The sequence below is a fragment of the Spirosoma sp. SC4-14 genome (assembly GCF_037201965.1).
In the GTDB taxonomy this organism is placed as follows: Bacteria; Bacteroidota; Bacteroidia; order Cytophagales; family Spirosomataceae; genus Spirosoma.
Genome location: NZ_CP147518.1, coordinates 1207702 through 1225900 on the forward strand (window position 1 = coordinate 1207702; position 18199 = coordinate 1225900).

The following is an 18199-nucleotide window of genomic DNA, read 5'->3' on the forward strand; positions in this document are numbered from 1 at the left end:
AATAGACAAGCTTCTTTCTGTACTATTCATTGAAAAATCTGTCTTATCCAATGATCATGCAGAGAAGCAAGGGTTTTTCAAAATTTTCAACAATCTTGCTTTGTCGTTCGACAATCTCATAGCCTTAAGCTGCTTTTGTTGAGAATTATGAAGGAATACATCCGTCCTATCAAACGTCTATTGGTCGCCAACCGGGGCGAAATTGCCATCCGTATTATGCGGGCCGCCACCGAGCTAGGCATTACGACTGTTGCCGTTTACACTTATGAAGACCGCTACTCACTCCACCGCTACAAAGCCGACGAAGCCTATCAGATAGGGCGCGACGAAGATCCGCTCAAACCTTATCTGGATGTAGAAGGCATTATTCTGCTGGCCAAACGCCATCAGGTCGATGCTATTCATCCCGGATATGGGTTCCTGTCTGAAAACGTGAAACTGGCCCGGCGGTGTCGGGAAGAAGGCATTATTTTCGTTGGCCCATCGCCCGAAGCTATGGATGCTCTTGGCGATAAAGTGCGGGCCAAGAATCTGGCAACCAAAGCGGCAGTTCCGCTTATTCCCGATTCTCGCGAAGAAAATATGACGCCCGAATTCGCCCTCTCGGAGGCTAAACGCATCGGGTTTCCAGTTATGGTGAAAGCGGCTGCCGGTGGTGGCGGACGCGGAATGCGGGTGGTTCGGCAGGCCGAAGATTTTGAAAAAGCGTTTGCCGAAGCTAAAAATGAAGCTCGTAATGCGTTCGGCGACGATACCATTTTTCTGGAAAAATTCATTGAAGACCCCAAGCACATTGAAGTGCAATTGCTTGGCGATCAGCATGGTAATATCGTTCACCTCTACGAACGCGACTGTTCGGTGCAACGGCGTTTTCAGAAAGTTGTTGAAATTGCCCCTTCGTTTGGCCTGCGTCAGGAGACCAAGCAGAAACTATATGACTATGCGCTGCAATTGGGCCGGGCCGTTAACTACTCGAATGCGGGTACGGTCGAATTTCTGGTCGATAAGCACGAGAATATCTACTTTATTGAGGTAAATCCACGGATTCAGGTTGAGCATACCATTACGGAGGAAGTAACGGGTATCGACATTGTGCGGACTCAAATCCTGATCGCGATGGGCTACAAACTGTCCGACAATGGAATCTATATCCATCATCAGGACGAGGTGCCACTCAATGGGTTTGCGATTCAATGCCGGATCACGACCGAAGACCCTGCCAATGGCTTCAAACCCGATTTCGGTACAATCATCGCTTACCGGAATGCTGCCGGATTTGGTATTCGACTCGATGAGGGAAGTAGCTATGCGGGCATGAAAATCTCGCCTTACTTCGACTCCATGATCGTGAAAGTATCGGCGCGTGGGCGTACGCTGAAAGGCGCGAGCCAACGGTTAACACGGGCGCTGCTGGAGTTTCGAATTCGGGGCGTTAAAACCAATATTGGCTTCCTCTTAAACGTAATCAGCCATCCGATTTTCCAGCGGGGCGAAGCGCGGGTTTCGTTTATCGAAAATCATCCCGAATTGTTCAAGTTTCGGAAACCGCAGGACCGCTCGACTCGTGTACTGAATTATTTGTCCGAAGTAATTGTAAACGGAAATCCGGAGGTTAAGAAAAAAGACGACTCACGGGTTTTCAGAACGCCAATTGTGCCGCCCTACGATACATATGCACCTTATCCGGCTGGCAATCGTGACCGACTAAAGCAACTGGGTCGCGATGAATTTGTGAAGTGGGTGATTGATCAGAAGAGCATACTCTATACTGATACGACCTTCCGCGACGGTCACCAGTCACTGCTGGCTACGCGCGTTCGGACGCAGGATTTGCAAAAAGTAGCCGAAGGGTTCGCCAAAAATCACCCCGAACTGTTTTCGATGGAGGTCTGGGGTGGCGCTACGTTCGATGTAGCCATGCGATTCCTGTATGAAAGTCCCTGGAAACGGTTGGCTGCCCTGCGTGAAGCTATGCCGAATATGCTTTTACAGATGCTGTTCCGTGGGTCGAATGCAGTTGGTTATTCGGCTTATCCTGACAACCTGATCGAGAAATTCGTTGAAAAATCGTGGGAAACGGGAATCGATGTTTTCCGGATTTTTGATTCGCTGAACTGGATCGAAGCCATGAAAGTGAGCATTCGGGCCGTTCGCGAACGAACCGATGCGCTTTGCGAAGCGGCTATCTGCTACACGGGCGATATGCTCAACCCAGCCCGGCAGCAGAAGTATAACCTGCAATATTACCTCGATCTGGCTCGCCAGCTTGAAGACGAAGGGGCTCAGTTACTGGCCATCAAAGATATGGCTGGTTTGCTGAAACCAATGGCCGCTGAGGTGCTGGTTCGCGAATTGAAACAGGCGGTAAATATTCCGGTTCATTTACATACGCACGATACAGCCGGAATTCAGGCCGCTACTTATCTGAAAGCGATTGATGCCGGTGTCGATATTGTCGATTGTGCATTGGGCGCGTTATCGGGGCTAACATCGCAGCCAAACTTCAACTCCGTTGTGGCCATGATGCAGGGTCATGAGCGCGAGTGCCCGGTTGATCTGGCATCGCTGAATGCCTATTCGAACTACTGGGAAGATGTTCGTGAATATTACTATCCGTTTGAATCGGGTATGAAAGCCGGTAGTGCCGAAGTTTACGACAACGAAATTCCGGGTGGGCAGTATTCGAACCTGAAACCGCAGGCCATTGCCACGGGGCTGGGCGACAAATTTGAAACCCTCAAGAAGAACTATTCGGTAGCGAACCAATTGTTTGGCGATATTGTGAAGGTAACGCCTTCGTCGAAAGTGGTGGGCGATATGGCTATTTTCATGACAGCCAACAACCTGACCGCCGACGACGTGCTGAACCGGGGCGAGTCGCTGTCGTTTCCAGAGTCGGTAAAAGACCTGCTGAAAGGCATTCTGGGGCAGCCCGTTGGAGGGTTTCCCGAAGACATTCAGCGCGTAGTTTTGAAAGGGGAGAAACCCATTACAGACCGTCCCAATGAGCATTTGAAACCAATTGACTTCGACGCCGATTTCGACGTGTTTCAGAAGAAGTATCCGCTCAATGCTGGTTTTGAAGATTATCTGTCGTTCCAGATGTACCCAAAGGTGTATGACGAATACTACAAGGCCAATGAGCAATATGGCGATGTGAGCATCATTCCAACTCCGGCATTCTTCTATGGACTGAAGGAGAATGAAGAAATCCTGATCAACATTGAAGAGGGGAAAAATATTCTGGTACGGTTGCTGTTTAAATCTGAACCCGACGAGTTTGGGATGCGGACAATCACGTTCGAACTGAACGGACAGAGCCGCCAGGTGCAGGTTCGCGACAAAGCGTCGAAAGTGGAGAAAGCCATGAATGCTAAGGTTGATAAGGCTGAGGATGTTGGTGCACCTCTGCAGGGTCGTCTGACGCGAATTCTGGTAAAAGAGGGCGATGAGGTGAAAAAGAATCAACCGCTCTTCGTAATCGAAGCGATGAAGATGGAAAGTATCGTAGCTGCGCCCAGAGCCGGTAAAATTGTCAAAATCGTACTGAAAGAAGGTACCGTTGTTGAACAGGATGACTGGGTAATGGAGCTTGAGTAAGTAAATAAGCATACTCTGATCAAATTGGGGAGGCCAGTGCATTGGCCTCCCCAATTTGTTTATTCCCGGTAGACATCCTTAAACTGTAGCATATCACCTAGCCGTAGTTCTTTCTCCTGATCAAAACCACAGATCGAGCAAAATTCTTTTGGGTTCTGATAGGTGCCGAATAGCATGTCCCACCAGACAATGTCGCCGTAGTTGGATGTGTGCTTTTCGTATTCGTGATGAATTCGGTGCATCTCCGGTCGCTGAAAAATGTAGCCGATCCACTGTGGAGTTTTTACGTTGGTATGGTAGAAAAACTCGCCTAAAGCCGTACAGAGCGTATAAATAGCACCTGCTTCTGGCGTTAGTCCCAGCAAGGTATAAACCAGCAAACTGCCGATAATTGAATTGACAATCATTTCTAGCGGGTGTTTGTAAAACGACGTTATGACTTCCAGTCGCTGGGGACTATGATGAATCTGATGGAAATGCGTCCACAAAAAATCGACAGTATGACGCCAGCGATGCCACCAGTAAAAAATGAACGTGGCGATTACATATGCAATAATTCCTCCGCCAGCATTGCCAACATACGCCCACAACTGGAAGGACGAATGCTTTGATAACCACTTTTCCCACGTAAAACCGGCCACAACAACCACAATCAGTTGAACAAAATTGATGGCTAGTACACGAATGGTCCAGGTTGGGACGGTCGGGAGCTTCCAGCCTGGAATCAGGCGTTCAAGAATGAAACAAAAGCCAAATACGGCAAAAATAATGGGGAGCATAACAATAGCAGATTGGGTGAATTACCCCTAAAACAACACCCCCCTTATGGCTAAAACATTGACGAATATCAATTTCGGCGGCTATGGGTTGCCTGCCCCCGCAAACGACTAAGTGTTTCGGGCGAAATGCCAAGGTGAGAAGCAATATACTTGAGCGGAACCCGCTGAAAAATGGCAGGAAAGTCGATTAATAATTGCTCGTAGCGTTCGCTTGCACTTTGCATACGCAGATTCTGGCCGCGAATTTCGCTAAGGACATAATACTTTTCGGTTAGTAGCCGACCAATGATAGTAAACTCTGGAAAATCGTGATAAAGCTGTTGCAACTGTGCATATGAAATTGACCATACAATGCTGTCTTCCAGCAGTTCAATATATTCGCGGGCGGGTTGCCGTGTATAAAAACTGATGATCGAAAATACAAAATCGTCCTCTCGCATGAACCATGAAGTAACTTCGCGTCCGTCGGGTTGCGATGAGCGCGTCTTCAGATAATAGCCTCTTACTACACCTTGCTCAATAAAATATAATCGATCCGATACCTGCCCTGGTTGCAGGAGCCAGTGTTTGCGGGGAAACTTATCGCGCCGAAGCATGATAACCAGGGTAGCTATTAGTGAATCAGAAACTGGATAAAGCGAGCAAATAATTGCTAACAGTTGTTCCATAATATGTGTTGTTTAAGAAAGCAGGGAATTGTCAACTGGCATTGGGATCAGTTTACTCCTTTCGCTTCTTGGTATAAATGGTTGTCTGGTAACCTGTTGAGAGTTAGTCATTAACCTTGTGTCAGATGAAAAATTATACCAATTTACATAGTCTAAACAGAACAACCGTTATCATGGAAAACCAGCCCCCCATTCCGCCATCGTCGCCAACTCCTGCTCCTCTCAGCGAATCGGATGCCCGAATGTGGGCTATGTTCGCCCACCTGAGTGCATTAACGGGATTCTTTACAATTGTTGGTAGCCTTGTTGGGCCACTTATTGTATGGCAAATTCAAAAAGAAAAATCGGACTTTGTCGATTTTCACGGCAAAGAGGCCGTTAATTTCAATATTACAGTGGCCATTGCTGCCGCAATCTGCTTCGTTCTGTTCCTGTTGCTGATTGGTGTTTTTCTGCTTTGGATTGTGGGAACCGTATGGCTGATCTTTACCATCATTGCCGCAATTAAGGCCAATAATGGCGAGTATTATCGGTATCCGTTTTCAATCCGATTTATCAAATAGACTGCCGCAGGTTCAAAAAAAGCCCTTCAAACATCCGTCTGAAGGGCTTTTTTGAACCTGCGGGTAGAGCTAGTTAGTTCACAATGCGAACGCGAACTGGCTCAGGAACAATCTGCGTACCGTCGTCAAGAGTTACCAAAAACAGGAATTGAATTTCTGTATAGTTTGGTAACGCAGCCGGTGTAGTCGACACGCTCGGATATTTTTTCTTAAAGTCGGCAATGGTTGTCGTAAAAACGGCTGTTGTGCCACTACCCGCAATTGGTGCTGGATTATAGGCTGACGTCGAAGTAGCCGAATTCAATGTGCCCACGTTTATACTCGTGGCCCCACCAACAACTTTGGTGATTTCTTTAATCGTACGGCCACTCGACGATGGAATCGACAACGTAAATTGAATAGGACCGCCCGATGCCAGCGAACTTACAATGAATGGATTGAACCCAAACGTATCGGTTCCGGGGAATGTTACTGGGATGTCCGGACGATTATCGCGGACCAGATCGCTGTAAATCAGATCGTCTTTACAGGAGATATTGCTGCCAGCTACTAAGACAAGCAGAAACAGGTTAATAAGTATATTTTTCATCACTTACGTGGTTGAAATCGTTAACAATTAGTCTACATCCCACCAAACACGAACGTTGGATTGAGGAGCTGGATTTGGAAAATTGGGGTTTCTCTGAATTTCGTTGTTAATGTATACGGCACGAACTGGCAACGTGCCATCGATACCGGCTGCATTTTGAGAAAGCTGAAGTGTTGGGTAACCTGTGCGCCGGTAATCATTCCAGATTTCCAGTCCATTACCCGTAAATGCAATGTATTTCTGAGTGATGATCTGGGCGATTTTTTGCTCTGGGGTTCCGCTTAGCGTTGCCACGCTTGGATTAGCGTTCAGGTAGGCTGTGATCTGGTCACTTGTTAGCCCGGCCAGCGTCATGGAAGCCGTAATACCTTCGGTATAGAGGGCCTGTGGGTCACCGGGAGTTCCTAAACGGATTGCGGCTTCGGCCAGCATAAAAGCCCGCTCGAAGTTTGTAACCAACCGAACCGGACCTTCGCCCGAATTGCCAACAACATATTTGTTATAACGCGACCAGTTGGCAGTAGGAGTGGGCAATGTACCGCGAAATCCGTTGTCGAGGGTAACATAATCAGTACCTGGCTTGGTAAAGAAAATGGGCAGACGCGGGTCGTTCAGGCTTTTTAGTAAGTTCAGATAGCGGGTGCTCAGAATCAGATCGTTCTGGAATGTGCTTACGTACGTATACGTATAGCGAGGGTCCTGGCTACCAACACTGGCCCCGAACGTAAAATTCATGTCGCTACTGTTTGCCTTGATGTAGGTGCCACCTGTCAGGACTTCGTTGATCACACTGGTTGCCAGTGCGGGTTCTTTGCGGCTGATTGTTGTCGCAAATTTTAACAACAACGTATTCCCCGCCTGTTTCCACTTGGTTAGATCGCCCTTATAGATGATATCGTCGTTACCTGGTTTAACGGCCGAAGTAGCATCCAGATCCTGAATGCCTTCACGAACTAAATCGAACAGGCTCTGAATAGCCAAAGATGAATTTCCTTTGTAAATATCTTCCTGCTTGTCGAGACGAGGAGTTGTAAACGCTTCGCCCTGTAGAGCCTGCGAATAAGGTACATCGCCCCACACGTCGGTTGCAATGCTGAATGTGTAGGCTTTCATAATTTTGGCAATACCCGAATAGGCTTTGGCATTAACGGCATCCCCTAATTCGATCAGCTTTTGGTAGTTGACCAGCGCGCCATCATATAATTCACCCGCCCATTGGTTCCCGAAATCGGCACCATTGGTTTGGTAAATATCGTAGGTGGCGGGACTGTTAGCTGCTCCGGTCAGTTGCTGTACCAGAACGGATGAGAAGCGATTCAGTTCGTTAGCATTGGCAAAGGCCGAACCAGCCTCTGCACCCGGCAACAACACGGCTGGTGTAACAGACGTAGGGTTATTGGGAGTAATGTTAACATCTAAATACTTGCTACATGCTCCCATTCCCAGAAAGGCAGGAATCAACAGGTAGCTTTTTGGAATTATGAATTTCATGAGTAAGTCGATGAGAAGTTGTTAGAAAGTGAGCCGAATGTTACCACCAAAGTTGCGGGTATTAGGTGGTCCGTTTAGGTCAAGTCCCTGAATGTTACCGGCGCCTTGTGTATTGATTTCTGGATCGGCCGGGAAGTTTGGTGCGTAGAAGTACAGGTTGCGCCCACTAACGCCTACTGTAATGGAACCAAACGGAGTTTTACCCAGCAGGCTTTTGGGTAAGGTGTAGTTGAGTGCTACCTCACGCAGGCGATAGACGGTGGCATCGAAAACGGCAGCTTCAGAAGCCAGCCCACCCAGCGAGCCCCAGTATGTTTGGGCCGGTAGCTGAATGTTGTTAGGCCGGAACGTACCGTCGGAATTCTGAATTACGCCTGGTAAAATACGCGGTTGATCGCGGTCGATACCGGTAACATAAAGTGTACCGTTCGAGCGGGCATCAACTGCCGGGAAAGAGTAAATCTGACCGCCCTGACGTGTATCGACCAGAACCGACAACGATATTCCCTTATAGCTAAAGGTATTGGTTAAACCAGCAATGTAACGAGGTTGTGGGTTTGAAATCACAGAATTGGCAACACCCGGCGCAAACAGCCCTGTAGTACCGTTGATTAGATACTGCCCTGCATATTTTCCTGTCGGGTCGTAATACAAACCATTAGGATCTGTGCTTTGAACGCGGGAGTTAGCCGTACCCACAATTACACCATAGGGATAGCCTTCGTAAATAGATGGAGCAATGCCGATGAAGGAGTTACCCGAAATATTTGACGAAACAACTCCTGGTGCAATGGATACGACCTTATTTCGAATGAGGGTAAAATTCAGCGTAGCATCCCATTTAAAGCCCCCTGCCCGTACGGGAGTTGCGTTTAGTACGAGTTCAAGCCCTTCGTTCCGCAGTTCACCAACATTGGTCGTACGAGTATCATAACCCGACGAGTTAGAAATGGCGACATTAAAGATCTGATTCGTACTGCGCGAATTGAAGTAGGTGGCGTCGATACTCAGGCGATTTTTGAAGAAACCCAGGTTAATACCTGCTTCGTAGGACGTAACAAATTCGGGAGTCAGGTTATTGTTGCCAATTCGGTTGCTAATACCAAAGCCAGGAATGCTGGCTCCACTGATTTGCAGCGGGAACGTAATGCTGGCTACGTTATTCCCATAACTTGACGTCGTATAGACTGAATTAAGCAAATAGGGGTCTGCATCCCGACCAACCCGCGCAATACTGGCCCGTACTTTCGCATACGACAAAATATCTGAATCAAACTTAAAGGCATCGGTAGGTACAAAGCTGACCGAAGCCGACGGATAAAAATAGGTGTTGTTCGCTTTAGGCAGCGTAGACGACTGGTCGGCACGCCCCGACAATTCGAGAAACAGATAATTGTTGTAGTTCAACGATAATTGTCCGTAATAACCTACCAGCCGACGGAGTGTGGTGCTTTCGGCTGTGCCTGTATATACCGTACCATTGCTGACGTTGTAGAAGCCCGGAATAGTCAGCGAAGCCGCATCGGCTAAAACTTCCTGCGTTTTACGCTGGTTGATGTTATTACCGAGCAGCAAACTTGCGTTCAGACCTTCTACAAACAAATTGTCTTTACGGGCATTGATTAACAGATCGCCGTTCAGCTCATTCCGGAAGAAATTGTCCTGCGAAACTTCGCCCAGTGGAGCACGACCCGCGCCAATTGGTAATGTCAGCTTACGACGGTCAGTATAGGTATCGCCAGTAACGCGGTAAGCTACATTAAGCCAGCTGGTGATGTCATAACTTAGCTGGAAATTACCGAAAAAGCGGTCTACCTGCCCATCGAGCCGCTCATTGTTAACACTCCATTGAGGGCTATTTGTTGATGGCGTAAAGTAAATGCTTTTTCCATTGGCATCCTGATAAGGCTCATTTGCCAGATCATAGCTGCGAGGAATACGGGTAATCTGACCGAAAGCACTGGCTCCATTACCGCCCGGAATCCCGGCCGATACGGTTTGAACATAGGTGCCTGTTCCACTGATACGTAACCCATTCTGAAGTTTAGACTCACCACCCAATTGTATGTTAGTCCGGTTAAACTTTGTGTTCTGCACAACACCATTCTGCAACGTATTCCCTATGGCAATAATATAATTCCGGGTTTGATCGCCCGATGCAATGTTGACGGAGTTCTGGATGATGCTCCCCTGTCTATAGAAGTCTTTTACGTTGTTAGGATAGGCCTGATAAGGAACTACATTGCTCTGGGTGTTTGTCACGGAGGTTGGCCCTCCTGCAAAAGGTGGTCCCCAGGATTGGTTGGAAGTAGAGTTAAACAGGTTATTTGTTCCCTGACCGTAGTCGTTCTGGAATTTAGGAATACCGTATACGTTCTGTACGTTGTAGGATGAGTTGACAGTAACCTCCGTTTTGTTGTTGTTGTTCCGACCTGATTTGGTAGTAATCACAATAGCACCCGCTGATGCTCTTGACCCATAGAGCACAGCAGCCGCTGGCCCTTTCAATACGTTGATCGATTCAATACTTTCGGGGTTGATGTCGGCCAGACGGTTGGAGGGTTGCGTACCAAATAAAGTGTTTTGGGTATTATTGACGTCGTTGCTGAAAATAATCCCGTCGACCACAATTAGGGGTTGGTTGCTTCCATTGAAGGAGGTTATACCCCGAATATTAATGTTGGTTGAAGCACCCGGCGCTCCACTTTGGGTATTGATCTGTACGCCTGCCAGTTTTCCCTGTAACGCATTCAGCAAGTTTGGTTCTGAGCGCTGGGCCAGAATATTACCACTTACTTCCTGCGTAGCGTAACCCAGAGAACGCTTGTCGCGCTCGATACCCTGAGCCGTCACAACAATTTCATCCAGACTTTGCGATCCAGCGACTAACGAAACGTTGAGTGTAGACTGATTACCAACTGCAATTTCCTGGCTAGTATAGCCAATGAAGCTAAAAACGAGTCGGGCATTAGGAGGTACACTAAGTTGGTATTGTCCATTTACATCTGTGGAGGTACCTCGCGTTGTCCCTTTAATTTGTACGCTCACACCCGGTAGGGTAGAGCCATCATCTGATGAAGTGACACGGCCTTTTACTGTCACATCCTGTGCCAACGCGGGCAAACATAAGAAAACAGTCAGCAGCCAACTTCCAAATAGAAGTTTTTTCATAAAAGTTGTTGTGATGAATAATAATAGAATAAAAAAAATAAAGAATTGTAAAAATAGTTAAATATAAGTTATAGAAAATTGCTATTGAGCATATAATTACATTAATATAACTAAATTTATTACTTTACTAAATACTTTATAGTTAAAAACTACTTTTTAGTTTACCTATAGATCCTTTATTATACGTGACTCTTTTGGGTAAATGCTTAAGTCTGTGTAAATTGGCTGATAACTTATCTTATAACCTGAATTGAACATTTTGATGAACAAGCCTTTATTATATGCTACCAGTTTCCTGCTAGGAAACTGCCTGACCTACCACGCTGTTGCGCAGTCGGCAACGCTAAATGCACGCATGGATAAAACCGCCGAAAGTCTTGAGAAAAAAGTGGTTAGCTGGCGTCGCGATTTTCACCAGCATCCGGAACTGGGCAACCGCGAGTTTCAGACAGCGGCCAAAATTGCGGCACACCTGCAATCGCTGGGGATGGAAGTAAAAACCGGTGTTGGTAAAACCGGTGTGGTTGGCTTGTTGAAAGGCGGTAAGCCTGGCCCGGTTGTTGCCTTACGGGCCGACATGGACGGGTTGCCAGTAACGGAGCGCGTCGATTTACCATTCAAGTCGGAAGTTCGTACGGAGTATAACGGGCAGCAAACCGGCGTTATGCATGCCTGTGGTCACGATACGCACGTAGCCATATTGATGGGCGTAGCCGAAGTGCTGACGTCCGTAAAAAATGATCTGAAAGGCACCGTGAAATTCATTTTCCAGCCTGCCGAAGAAGGCGCTCCGGAAGGTGAAGAAGGGGGCGCTTACCTGATGGTGAAAGAAGGCGTTCTCGAATCGCCTAAAGTCGATGCCATTTTTGGGTTGCACATTAACTCCCAGACCGAGGTAGGCACGATCAAGTATCGTCCTGGTGCTACCATGGCCGCCGTCGATTCGTATGCGATCAAGATTAAAGGCAAACAAACGCACGGAGCTGCTCCCTGGTCGGGTGTCGACCCGATTGTTACGTCGGCTCAGGTCGTAATGGGGTTGCAGACCATTGTGAGCCGGAATTTACCCCTAACCGAAAATGCGGCTGTGGTTACGGTTGGGGCTATTCATGGCGGTATTCGGCAGAATATTATTCCTGAAGAAGTGAACATGATTGGTACAATTCGTTCGCTGGATGTTGAAATGCAGAAAACGATTCACCGCCGGATCAACGAAATTGCAACCAACATTGCCGAAAGTGCTGGTGCAAAAGCCGATGTGAAAATTGACGTAATGTATCCGGTTACCTACAACGACCCAAAACTGACAGATCAGATGGTGCCGTCGCTCGAAGCTGTAGCCGGAAAAAATAACGTAAAAATCACTCCTGCTCAGACCGGTGCTGAAGATTTCTCATTCTACCAGCAAAAAGTACCCGGTTTCTTCTACTTCCTGGGTGGAATGACGAAAGGTAAAAAAGTGGAAGAAGCGGCCCCGCATCATACGCCCGATTTTCAGATCGACGAAAGCTGCTTTGTGTTAGGTATGAAGTCGCTTTGCCACTTAACGGTAGACTATATGGACCAGTTTGGAAAAGGGCTAGCCGTGAGTGGGAAATAGGTTCATGGTTTATGGTTGCTCGCCTGTTAGCTTGCTTTGATGCGGAGCAGCCATAAACCATAGACTATAAACGCTCTACGCCCCTTCCCGATTCCGCAGGATTCGGGATAGTAAGCCCGGCAGGAACCGTTTGAGGTAAATGCCGAAGATTTCCTTGCCCCCGATGTAGACTTCTTCCTTCTTTGCTGCTACAGCCCGTAACAATCGTCTGGCAAATTCATCAACGGGCATACCCTCTTCCTGATTGGTATCCATCTGACCATGAAGCTGGCCATCGGCCCGTAGGGCATGAAGCGAAATGGGCGTTTTAATGTAGCCCGGACAAACAATAGTAGTGCGGATACCCTCTTTATACGTTTCGGCCCGGAGCGAGTCGAAAAAGCCATGCAGCGCATGTTTGCTGGCACAATAGCCCGACCGTTGTTTGGTTCCTATCTTTCCGGCTACACTGCTTGTGACCACAAAATGCCCGCTTCTTTGGCTAAACATTGTTGGCAAGACAGCTTTTGTTAAAGCAACCGTTCCAAAAAAGTTGATATCCATCAGCCGCTTATAAACCGAAAGATCGGTATCGATAACGGCGCTGCGCTGGGTAAGTCCGGCATTCTGGAACACATAATCGATACGACCAAAGCGACTGATTACTAAGTCTACCTGCGTAGAGAAACTGTCGGTAGCGATCATGTCCATTGGTAAAACCAGCAGGTGCGAAGCTGGAAGTCCCGTTCGAACGGCTACCCGTTCCAGCTCATCAACCCGTCGGGCCGAAAGCACCAGTTTTGCGTTTGCTTTTCCTAATGTGATGGCGAGTGCTTCGCCAATGCCCGATGAGGCTCCGGTAATCCAGACTACTTTCTCAAAAAATTCAGACATACGTCAATCAGGGAGGGTTATGTAAAAGTACGATGTGCAGAATTGTTTCGTAGCGAACAGGAATCTAAACATTGTTTTTCTATTTTTGAATATTCCTCCTGGCCGAAAACGATACTGAGTAGTAACCACCGTTTTATGCTTTTATCGTGCCCGAAGCGTTTTTGTATTTTCTCTGGCAATACCAATATTTTTCTACAAAAAAACTGCTCACGACCGACGGAGAGCCGGTTCAGGTGCTTCATCCTGGCTTTCGGAACCTCGATTCGGGCCCTGATTTTTTCAATGCCCGATTATTGATCAATGAGGTTGAATGGGGAGGAACGGTGGAAATGCACGTTCGAACATCAGACTGGCTGGCGCACCGGCATCAGGACGACCGGGCCTACGACAATGTTATTCTGCACATAGTCTGGCAAGATGACTTTGTAACGACAGGAATACGCGTTGACCGGCCCGACGGAACGCGTTTGCCCACTCTCGAACTTGAGCCAATTACCGATCCGATGCTGATTGACCGGTATACTCTATTGGCCGATTCTGCCGATGCCATTCCGTGTGCTGGTCTGTTTCGAAACGTACACCCATTGCGGCTGACTGCCATGCTCGATAAGGCTATGTTACAACGGCTCGAACGCAAATCGGCAGGAGTTCGGACGGTGGTTGAACAGGCTAATGGCGATTGGGAAGAAGCGGCCTATCGATTACTGGCTGTCAATATGGGGTTTAAACTAAACGCCGAGCCAATGGCGCAGTTAAGTCGTGCTGTTCCGCTGAAAGCGCTATTGAAGCATAGAGATGTATTGGCCCAGGCCGAAGCCATGCTTTTTGGAACGGCGGGCTTGCTGGACAGCCAGGAGCCACCCGATGAATACATTGCGACCTTACAACGGGAGTATCGTTTTCTGGCTGTGAAATATAATCTTGTCGATAAACAGGTGGCGGCTTATGCCTGGAAATGGGGGAGGCTCCGTCCCGCTAATTTCCCTACCTTACGGCTGGCTCAACTGGCCCGATTACTGACGCATCATGCGAGTTTATTTTCGTTGTTTGTGGGGAATAGCGATGTGCATGTTTTACAGAAATCGCTTCAGGTCTCGCCATCCGATTACTGGCACATGCATTATCGGTTTGGTAAGGTAAGTGAGAAAACCGCACCAGCACTGGGCATGAATTCGGCCAATAACATCATTATTAATACCGTTGTACCGTTGCTGGCGGCCTATGCCCATCATAGGGGGCAACCCGCTTTTCTGGATCGGGCTATTGGGTTACTGGAGCAACTGCCAGCCGAAACCAACCGACTCACTGAACTTTGGGATGAACTGGGGTTAGGCATACAGACCGCTTTCGATTCGCAGGCCGCTATTGAACTCTATAATGAATTCTGTTCGGTTAAAAAATGCCTTAATTGCCAGATTGGCGCGGCAATCTTAAGATAGTGAAGAATGTAGAGTGAAAAGTAAAGAATAGGTCTGACACTCTAGTTTATTCTTCACTCTACATTCTTCACTAATAAAGCTCTTCACTAAATTAAAACCTAGCTCACCACCACATCCTGCTTGGTAGCATCCCAGGTTACGCGTTTGCCTGTGTGCAGCGCCATTGTAGCCATGATGTTTGCCACCGAGTGATTGAAACCAACCCGGGCAGGAGCATTCGGTTCTTTACGGCTACGCACACACTCCATCCAGTTGAGCATATGGTATGAGGTCATTGGGTCGCCACCGGTATTGGCCGATGTTTCGATTTTTGCGGCTTCGCCAAGCGACATGGAGGGAAGCAGATTCGCTTTCATGCCCATGTCTTTCGCATATTTTTCTTCCAGGCCACCTTCGGGCGAAATCTTGTTGGTGTCAAGATTGATCATACCGCCGTTTGAGTAGTAGTATTCTTTTACGCCACCGGCTTCGTTGTTCATCCGGGATGAATACAATACCTGGAAACCTTTCGATTTATCGTTGTCCGGGCCGTAGTCGAATACCGCCGTGAACGTATCAGCATTAGTACGACCATCTTTCCAGCTATAAATACCGCCGTTGGCAACTACCGAACGAGGGTGATCCAGACCGCTGAACCAGTGAACCGTGTCGATCTGGTGCGACATCCACTGACCCGGAATACCCGACGAGTAGGGGTAGAACAACCGGAACTCAAGGTATTTGCGTGGGTCCCAGGCTGTTTTGGGGCGGTTGAGCTGGTAACGATCCCAGTCGGTGTCTTCTTTCCGAATTTCGGATACGAGTTTAGCCCGACGCCAGCGACCGGGTTGGTTTACGTTCCAGGTCATTTCAACCATCGTAATATCGCCAAATTTACCCGACTTGATGAAATCGTTGGCCGAGTGATAGTTTGGAGCCGAACGACGCTGTGAGCCAATCTGAACAATTTTCTTGGAGCTTTCCACCGCTTTCAGTGCCTTTCGGGCATCGTCGAGTGCTTCGGCAAACGGTTTTTCGCAGTATACATCGTGGCCCGACTCAACGGCAGCCGCGCAGTGAAGCGCGTGCTGGAAATCGGCCGTAGAAATAATTACCGCATCAACATCTTTGCGCTCGAAGAGTTCGTCGTTATTACGGGCTTTAAAAAACGAACTATCGTTCCAGCCTTTGCCTTTCAGGTATTGCTCGGCTTCGTCGCGACGGCGATTCCAGATGTCGGATACACCCACAAAAGCAAAGTTCTGGGCTTTGGCATGTTCAGCAAAAGCTGGAGCCAGCGACTGACGAAAGCGATCCGAAAAGCCAACAATACCAACCCGAACGCGCTCATTTGAACCAATGATCCGGGCGTAACTACTGGCCGAAAAGCTCATGCCAAGCCCGGCAAGCGCTGATTTCTTTATAAACTCACGACGATTTTCCATATAATTCAGGGCGTTAGAGGTTAACTAGTAGATGATAAGTTAGGGCTACTTTATTGTCTCAAACAGCAGGATACCGACAATAAACAGCCGCTCAGAGTTCTTTGATTTTTATATTCCGAAAAGACACTTTGTTGCCATGATCCTGCAACAGAATATGCCCTTTGGGGGCTTCGCCAAATCGACCATTGGCATTATAGGATGGCGCTTTATATTTACTCATGGCCACCAATTCGCGGAAATGATCGCTGCCACGTTCGTATTCTACCACTTTGGTTCCGTTCAGCCAGTGCTCAACGTGTTTTCCTTTCGAGACAATACGCCCCGTATTCCACTCGCCAATTGGGTTTGCTTTTTTGTTTTTTGCTGGAATCAGGTCATAGAGCGAGCCAACCGTACGGTTGCCATCGCGTCCCATTTTCGCATCCGGATGCTTATCGTCGTCCAGAACCTGGTATTCGAGTCCATAAGCTGAACCTTTCGGTTTTGGTGTTTGCTCGACCACAAAATATTTAAGCCCACTGTTGGCTCCTTCGGTGAGTCTGAAATCGAACACCAGGTCAAAATCACTGTATTCGCCAGTCGTAACTATATCGCCAAAACTTTCCGACTCCGATCCGTTTGATTGTTGAATCGTCAGCATCCCGTCGGAAACATCCCAGCCTTTTGCGGGAAATTTATCTTTGTAGGCACCCCGCCATCCGTTCGAAGTTTTACCGTCGAACAACAGTTTCCAGCCTTCTTTTTTCTCCTTCGCCGTCAGGGTGTTTGGCGCTTGTGGTTTTTCTGCTGCCAGTAAGGCCGTTAGAATCAGACCCGCCAGAATGAGTTGTTTCATAGGGAAATTGTTGACTTGTTGAGTTGTTAACTATGACGCGTTAATTCAATTATTCAGCAACTCAACAAGTCAATCATTTAAATTGGAAAGTTGAGCGTTTTCGTGATGTAATCTTTGCTGATTTGGGCGCATTGAGCGGCTGTTTTGTCCTTTTCGGGAACGCCATCTAGCTCGATAATGCCCCAGCCTTTAAATTTGATGTCGTCCAGTGCTTTGAATACCGCCGGAACATTAACATTTCCCCGGCCAAGCTCTACAAATTTGTAGGCTTTCGGATCGTTCGGTTTATCGGGCAGTGGCGACATGGTGTCTTTAAGGTGCAGGGCATACAGAATGTCTTTGTATTGCTTCACAGCTTTTTCAGGTTCGCCACCCCCCTGTTTGTAGTGAGCAATGTCTAGTTCGAGCTTCACATACTTCGGATTCATGGCCTGTACAATCACATCGACTTCTTCGGGCGTTTCGCCGAGCTGGTGCATGTGGTTATGGTAAGCAGCCTGAATACCCATAGCGGCTGTTTGCTTGCCAATTTCGTTCATAACGGCGGCCAGCCGTTTCAATTCCTCCGTTGTTGGCAGGCGATCTTTGGGACGGGCCGAGTTGGTGAGCTGAATGGCCGAGCCACCCAGTGCTTTCACGAAGCTGGCGTGCGCTACGTGAGTATCGATAGTGCTCTGTTCTTTGGCCGGATCGATATCAACGTTACCGCTCGAAAACATAGCCAGCTTCAGATGATGCTGGTCGAGCAGTGCTTTCAGTTCCGAGGGCTTGGCTTTGTAGGGACCAAATGTGTTAGCCCGAAGCTGAATACCTTTATAGCCGAGTGCCGAAATATCTTCAATGGCTTTGGCATCGTTGCCACCCCAGGTAATGGCTGAGTAGGCGATTTTTAGCCCTGATTTTTTAACGAATTCGGGTTGGGCAACTAACCGGCCAAGGCCCGTAGTAAGGGCCAGTGTCGATAGCCCGGCTGTAGTAAGAAATTGCCGCCTGTTTACCGTCTCCTGCATGATTGAAAAGTGGAAGGATCAGCGTAGACCGAACGTCGGAATTACTGACGATGAGATGAATCGTTTTCCTTAGTAGATACTGAAATAAGCGAAAATGGACTATGTTCTACTTGAAATAACGATTGAAGGAATGAATAAATGAAAACATATTATCATT

13 protein-coding genes are annotated in these 18199 nt (G+C 47.8%); 4 read left to right on the forward strand and 9 right to left on the reverse strand.

What is annotated here, in order from left to right:
* Positions 1–147: 147 nt before the first annotated feature.
* Complete coding sequence (locus tag WBJ53_RS04935; protein ID WP_338874946.1) at positions 148–3600, forward strand: pyruvate carboxylase; 3453 nt, start codon at positions 148–150, stop codon at positions 3598–3600.
* Positions 3601–3659: 59 nt separating this feature from the next.
* Here WBJ53_RS04935 and WBJ53_RS04940 read toward each other — a convergent pair whose 3' ends face one another.
* Positions 3660–4379, reverse strand: a complete 720-nt coding sequence (locus WBJ53_RS04940; protein ID WP_338874947.1) for a sterol desaturase family protein — start codon at positions 4377–4379, stop codon at positions 3660–3662.
* Between the two features lie 68 nt (positions 4380–4447).
* Complete coding sequence (locus tag WBJ53_RS04945; RefSeq protein ID WP_338874948.1) at positions 4448–5047, reverse strand: Crp/Fnr family transcriptional regulator; 600 nt, start codon at positions 5045–5047, stop codon at positions 4448–4450.
* A gap of 173 nt (positions 5048–5220) precedes the next feature.
* Here WBJ53_RS04945 and WBJ53_RS04950 point away from each other — a divergent pair, with 173 nt between their 5' ends.
* Positions 5221–5610: a DUF4870 domain-containing protein gene (locus WBJ53_RS04950; protein ID WP_338874949.1), complete on the forward strand. Its 390-nt coding sequence runs from the start codon at positions 5221–5223 to the stop codon at positions 5608–5610.
* A gap of 73 nt (positions 5611–5683) precedes the next feature.
* Here WBJ53_RS04950 and WBJ53_RS04955 read toward each other — a convergent pair whose 3' ends face one another.
* Genes WBJ53_RS04955 through WBJ53_RS04965 form a run of 3 tightly spaced genes read right to left on the reverse strand, consistent with a single transcriptional unit; the run spans position 5684 to position 10861 of the window.
* Complete coding sequence (locus tag WBJ53_RS04955) at positions 5684–6199, reverse strand: hypothetical protein (RefSeq protein WP_338874950.1); 516 nt, start codon at positions 6197–6199, stop codon at positions 5684–5686.
* A gap of 27 nt (positions 6200–6226) precedes the next feature.
* Positions 6227–7690: a SusD/RagB family nutrient-binding outer membrane lipoprotein gene (locus WBJ53_RS04960; RefSeq protein ID WP_338874951.1), complete on the reverse strand. Its 1464-nt coding sequence runs from the start codon at positions 7688–7690 to the stop codon at positions 6227–6229.
* 21 nt (positions 7691–7711) lie between these two features.
* On the reverse strand, positions 7712–10861 hold the full coding sequence (locus WBJ53_RS04965) for a SusC/RagA family TonB-linked outer membrane protein (protein WP_338874952.1): 3150 nt from the start codon (positions 10859–10861) through the stop codon (positions 7712–7714).
* A 262-nt stretch (positions 10862–11123) separates the two neighbouring features.
* On the opposite strand from WBJ53_RS04965, the gene WBJ53_RS04970 reads away from it, so the two are divergent.
* Complete coding sequence (locus WBJ53_RS04970; RefSeq protein WP_338874953.1) at positions 11124–12461, forward strand: amidohydrolase; 1338 nt, start codon at positions 11124–11126, stop codon at positions 12459–12461.
* A 75-nt stretch (positions 12462–12536) separates the two neighbouring features.
* On the opposite strand, the gene WBJ53_RS04975 is transcribed toward WBJ53_RS04970, so the two are convergent.
* On the reverse strand, positions 12537–13334 hold the full coding sequence (locus WBJ53_RS04975) for an SDR family oxidoreductase (protein WP_338874954.1): 798 nt from the start codon (positions 13332–13334) through the stop codon (positions 12537–12539).
* 146 nt (positions 13335–13480) lie between these two features.
* On the opposite strand from WBJ53_RS04975, the gene WBJ53_RS04980 reads away from it, so the two are divergent.
* Complete coding sequence (locus WBJ53_RS04980; protein WP_338874955.1) at positions 13481–14773, forward strand: DUF2851 family protein; 1293 nt, start codon at positions 13481–13483, stop codon at positions 14771–14773.
* Positions 14774–14871: 98 nt separating this feature from the next.
* Here WBJ53_RS04980 and WBJ53_RS04985 read toward each other — a convergent pair whose 3' ends face one another.
* From WBJ53_RS04985 to WBJ53_RS04995, 3 genes are all read right to left on the reverse strand, one after another.
* Complete coding sequence (locus WBJ53_RS04985; protein ID WP_338874956.1) at positions 14872–16197, reverse strand: Gfo/Idh/MocA family oxidoreductase; 1326 nt, start codon at positions 16195–16197, stop codon at positions 14872–14874.
* Positions 16198–16288: 91 nt separating this feature from the next.
* Entirely contained in the window at positions 16289–17032 is a 744-nt protein-coding gene (locus WBJ53_RS04990; RefSeq protein ID WP_338874957.1) for a DUF1080 domain-containing protein, read from the reverse strand.
* A 77-nt stretch (positions 17033–17109) separates the two neighbouring features.
* Complete coding sequence (locus WBJ53_RS04995; protein ID WP_338874958.1) at positions 17110–18042, reverse strand: sugar phosphate isomerase/epimerase; 933 nt, start codon at positions 18040–18042, stop codon at positions 17110–17112.
* Positions 18043–18199 lie beyond the last annotated feature (157 nt).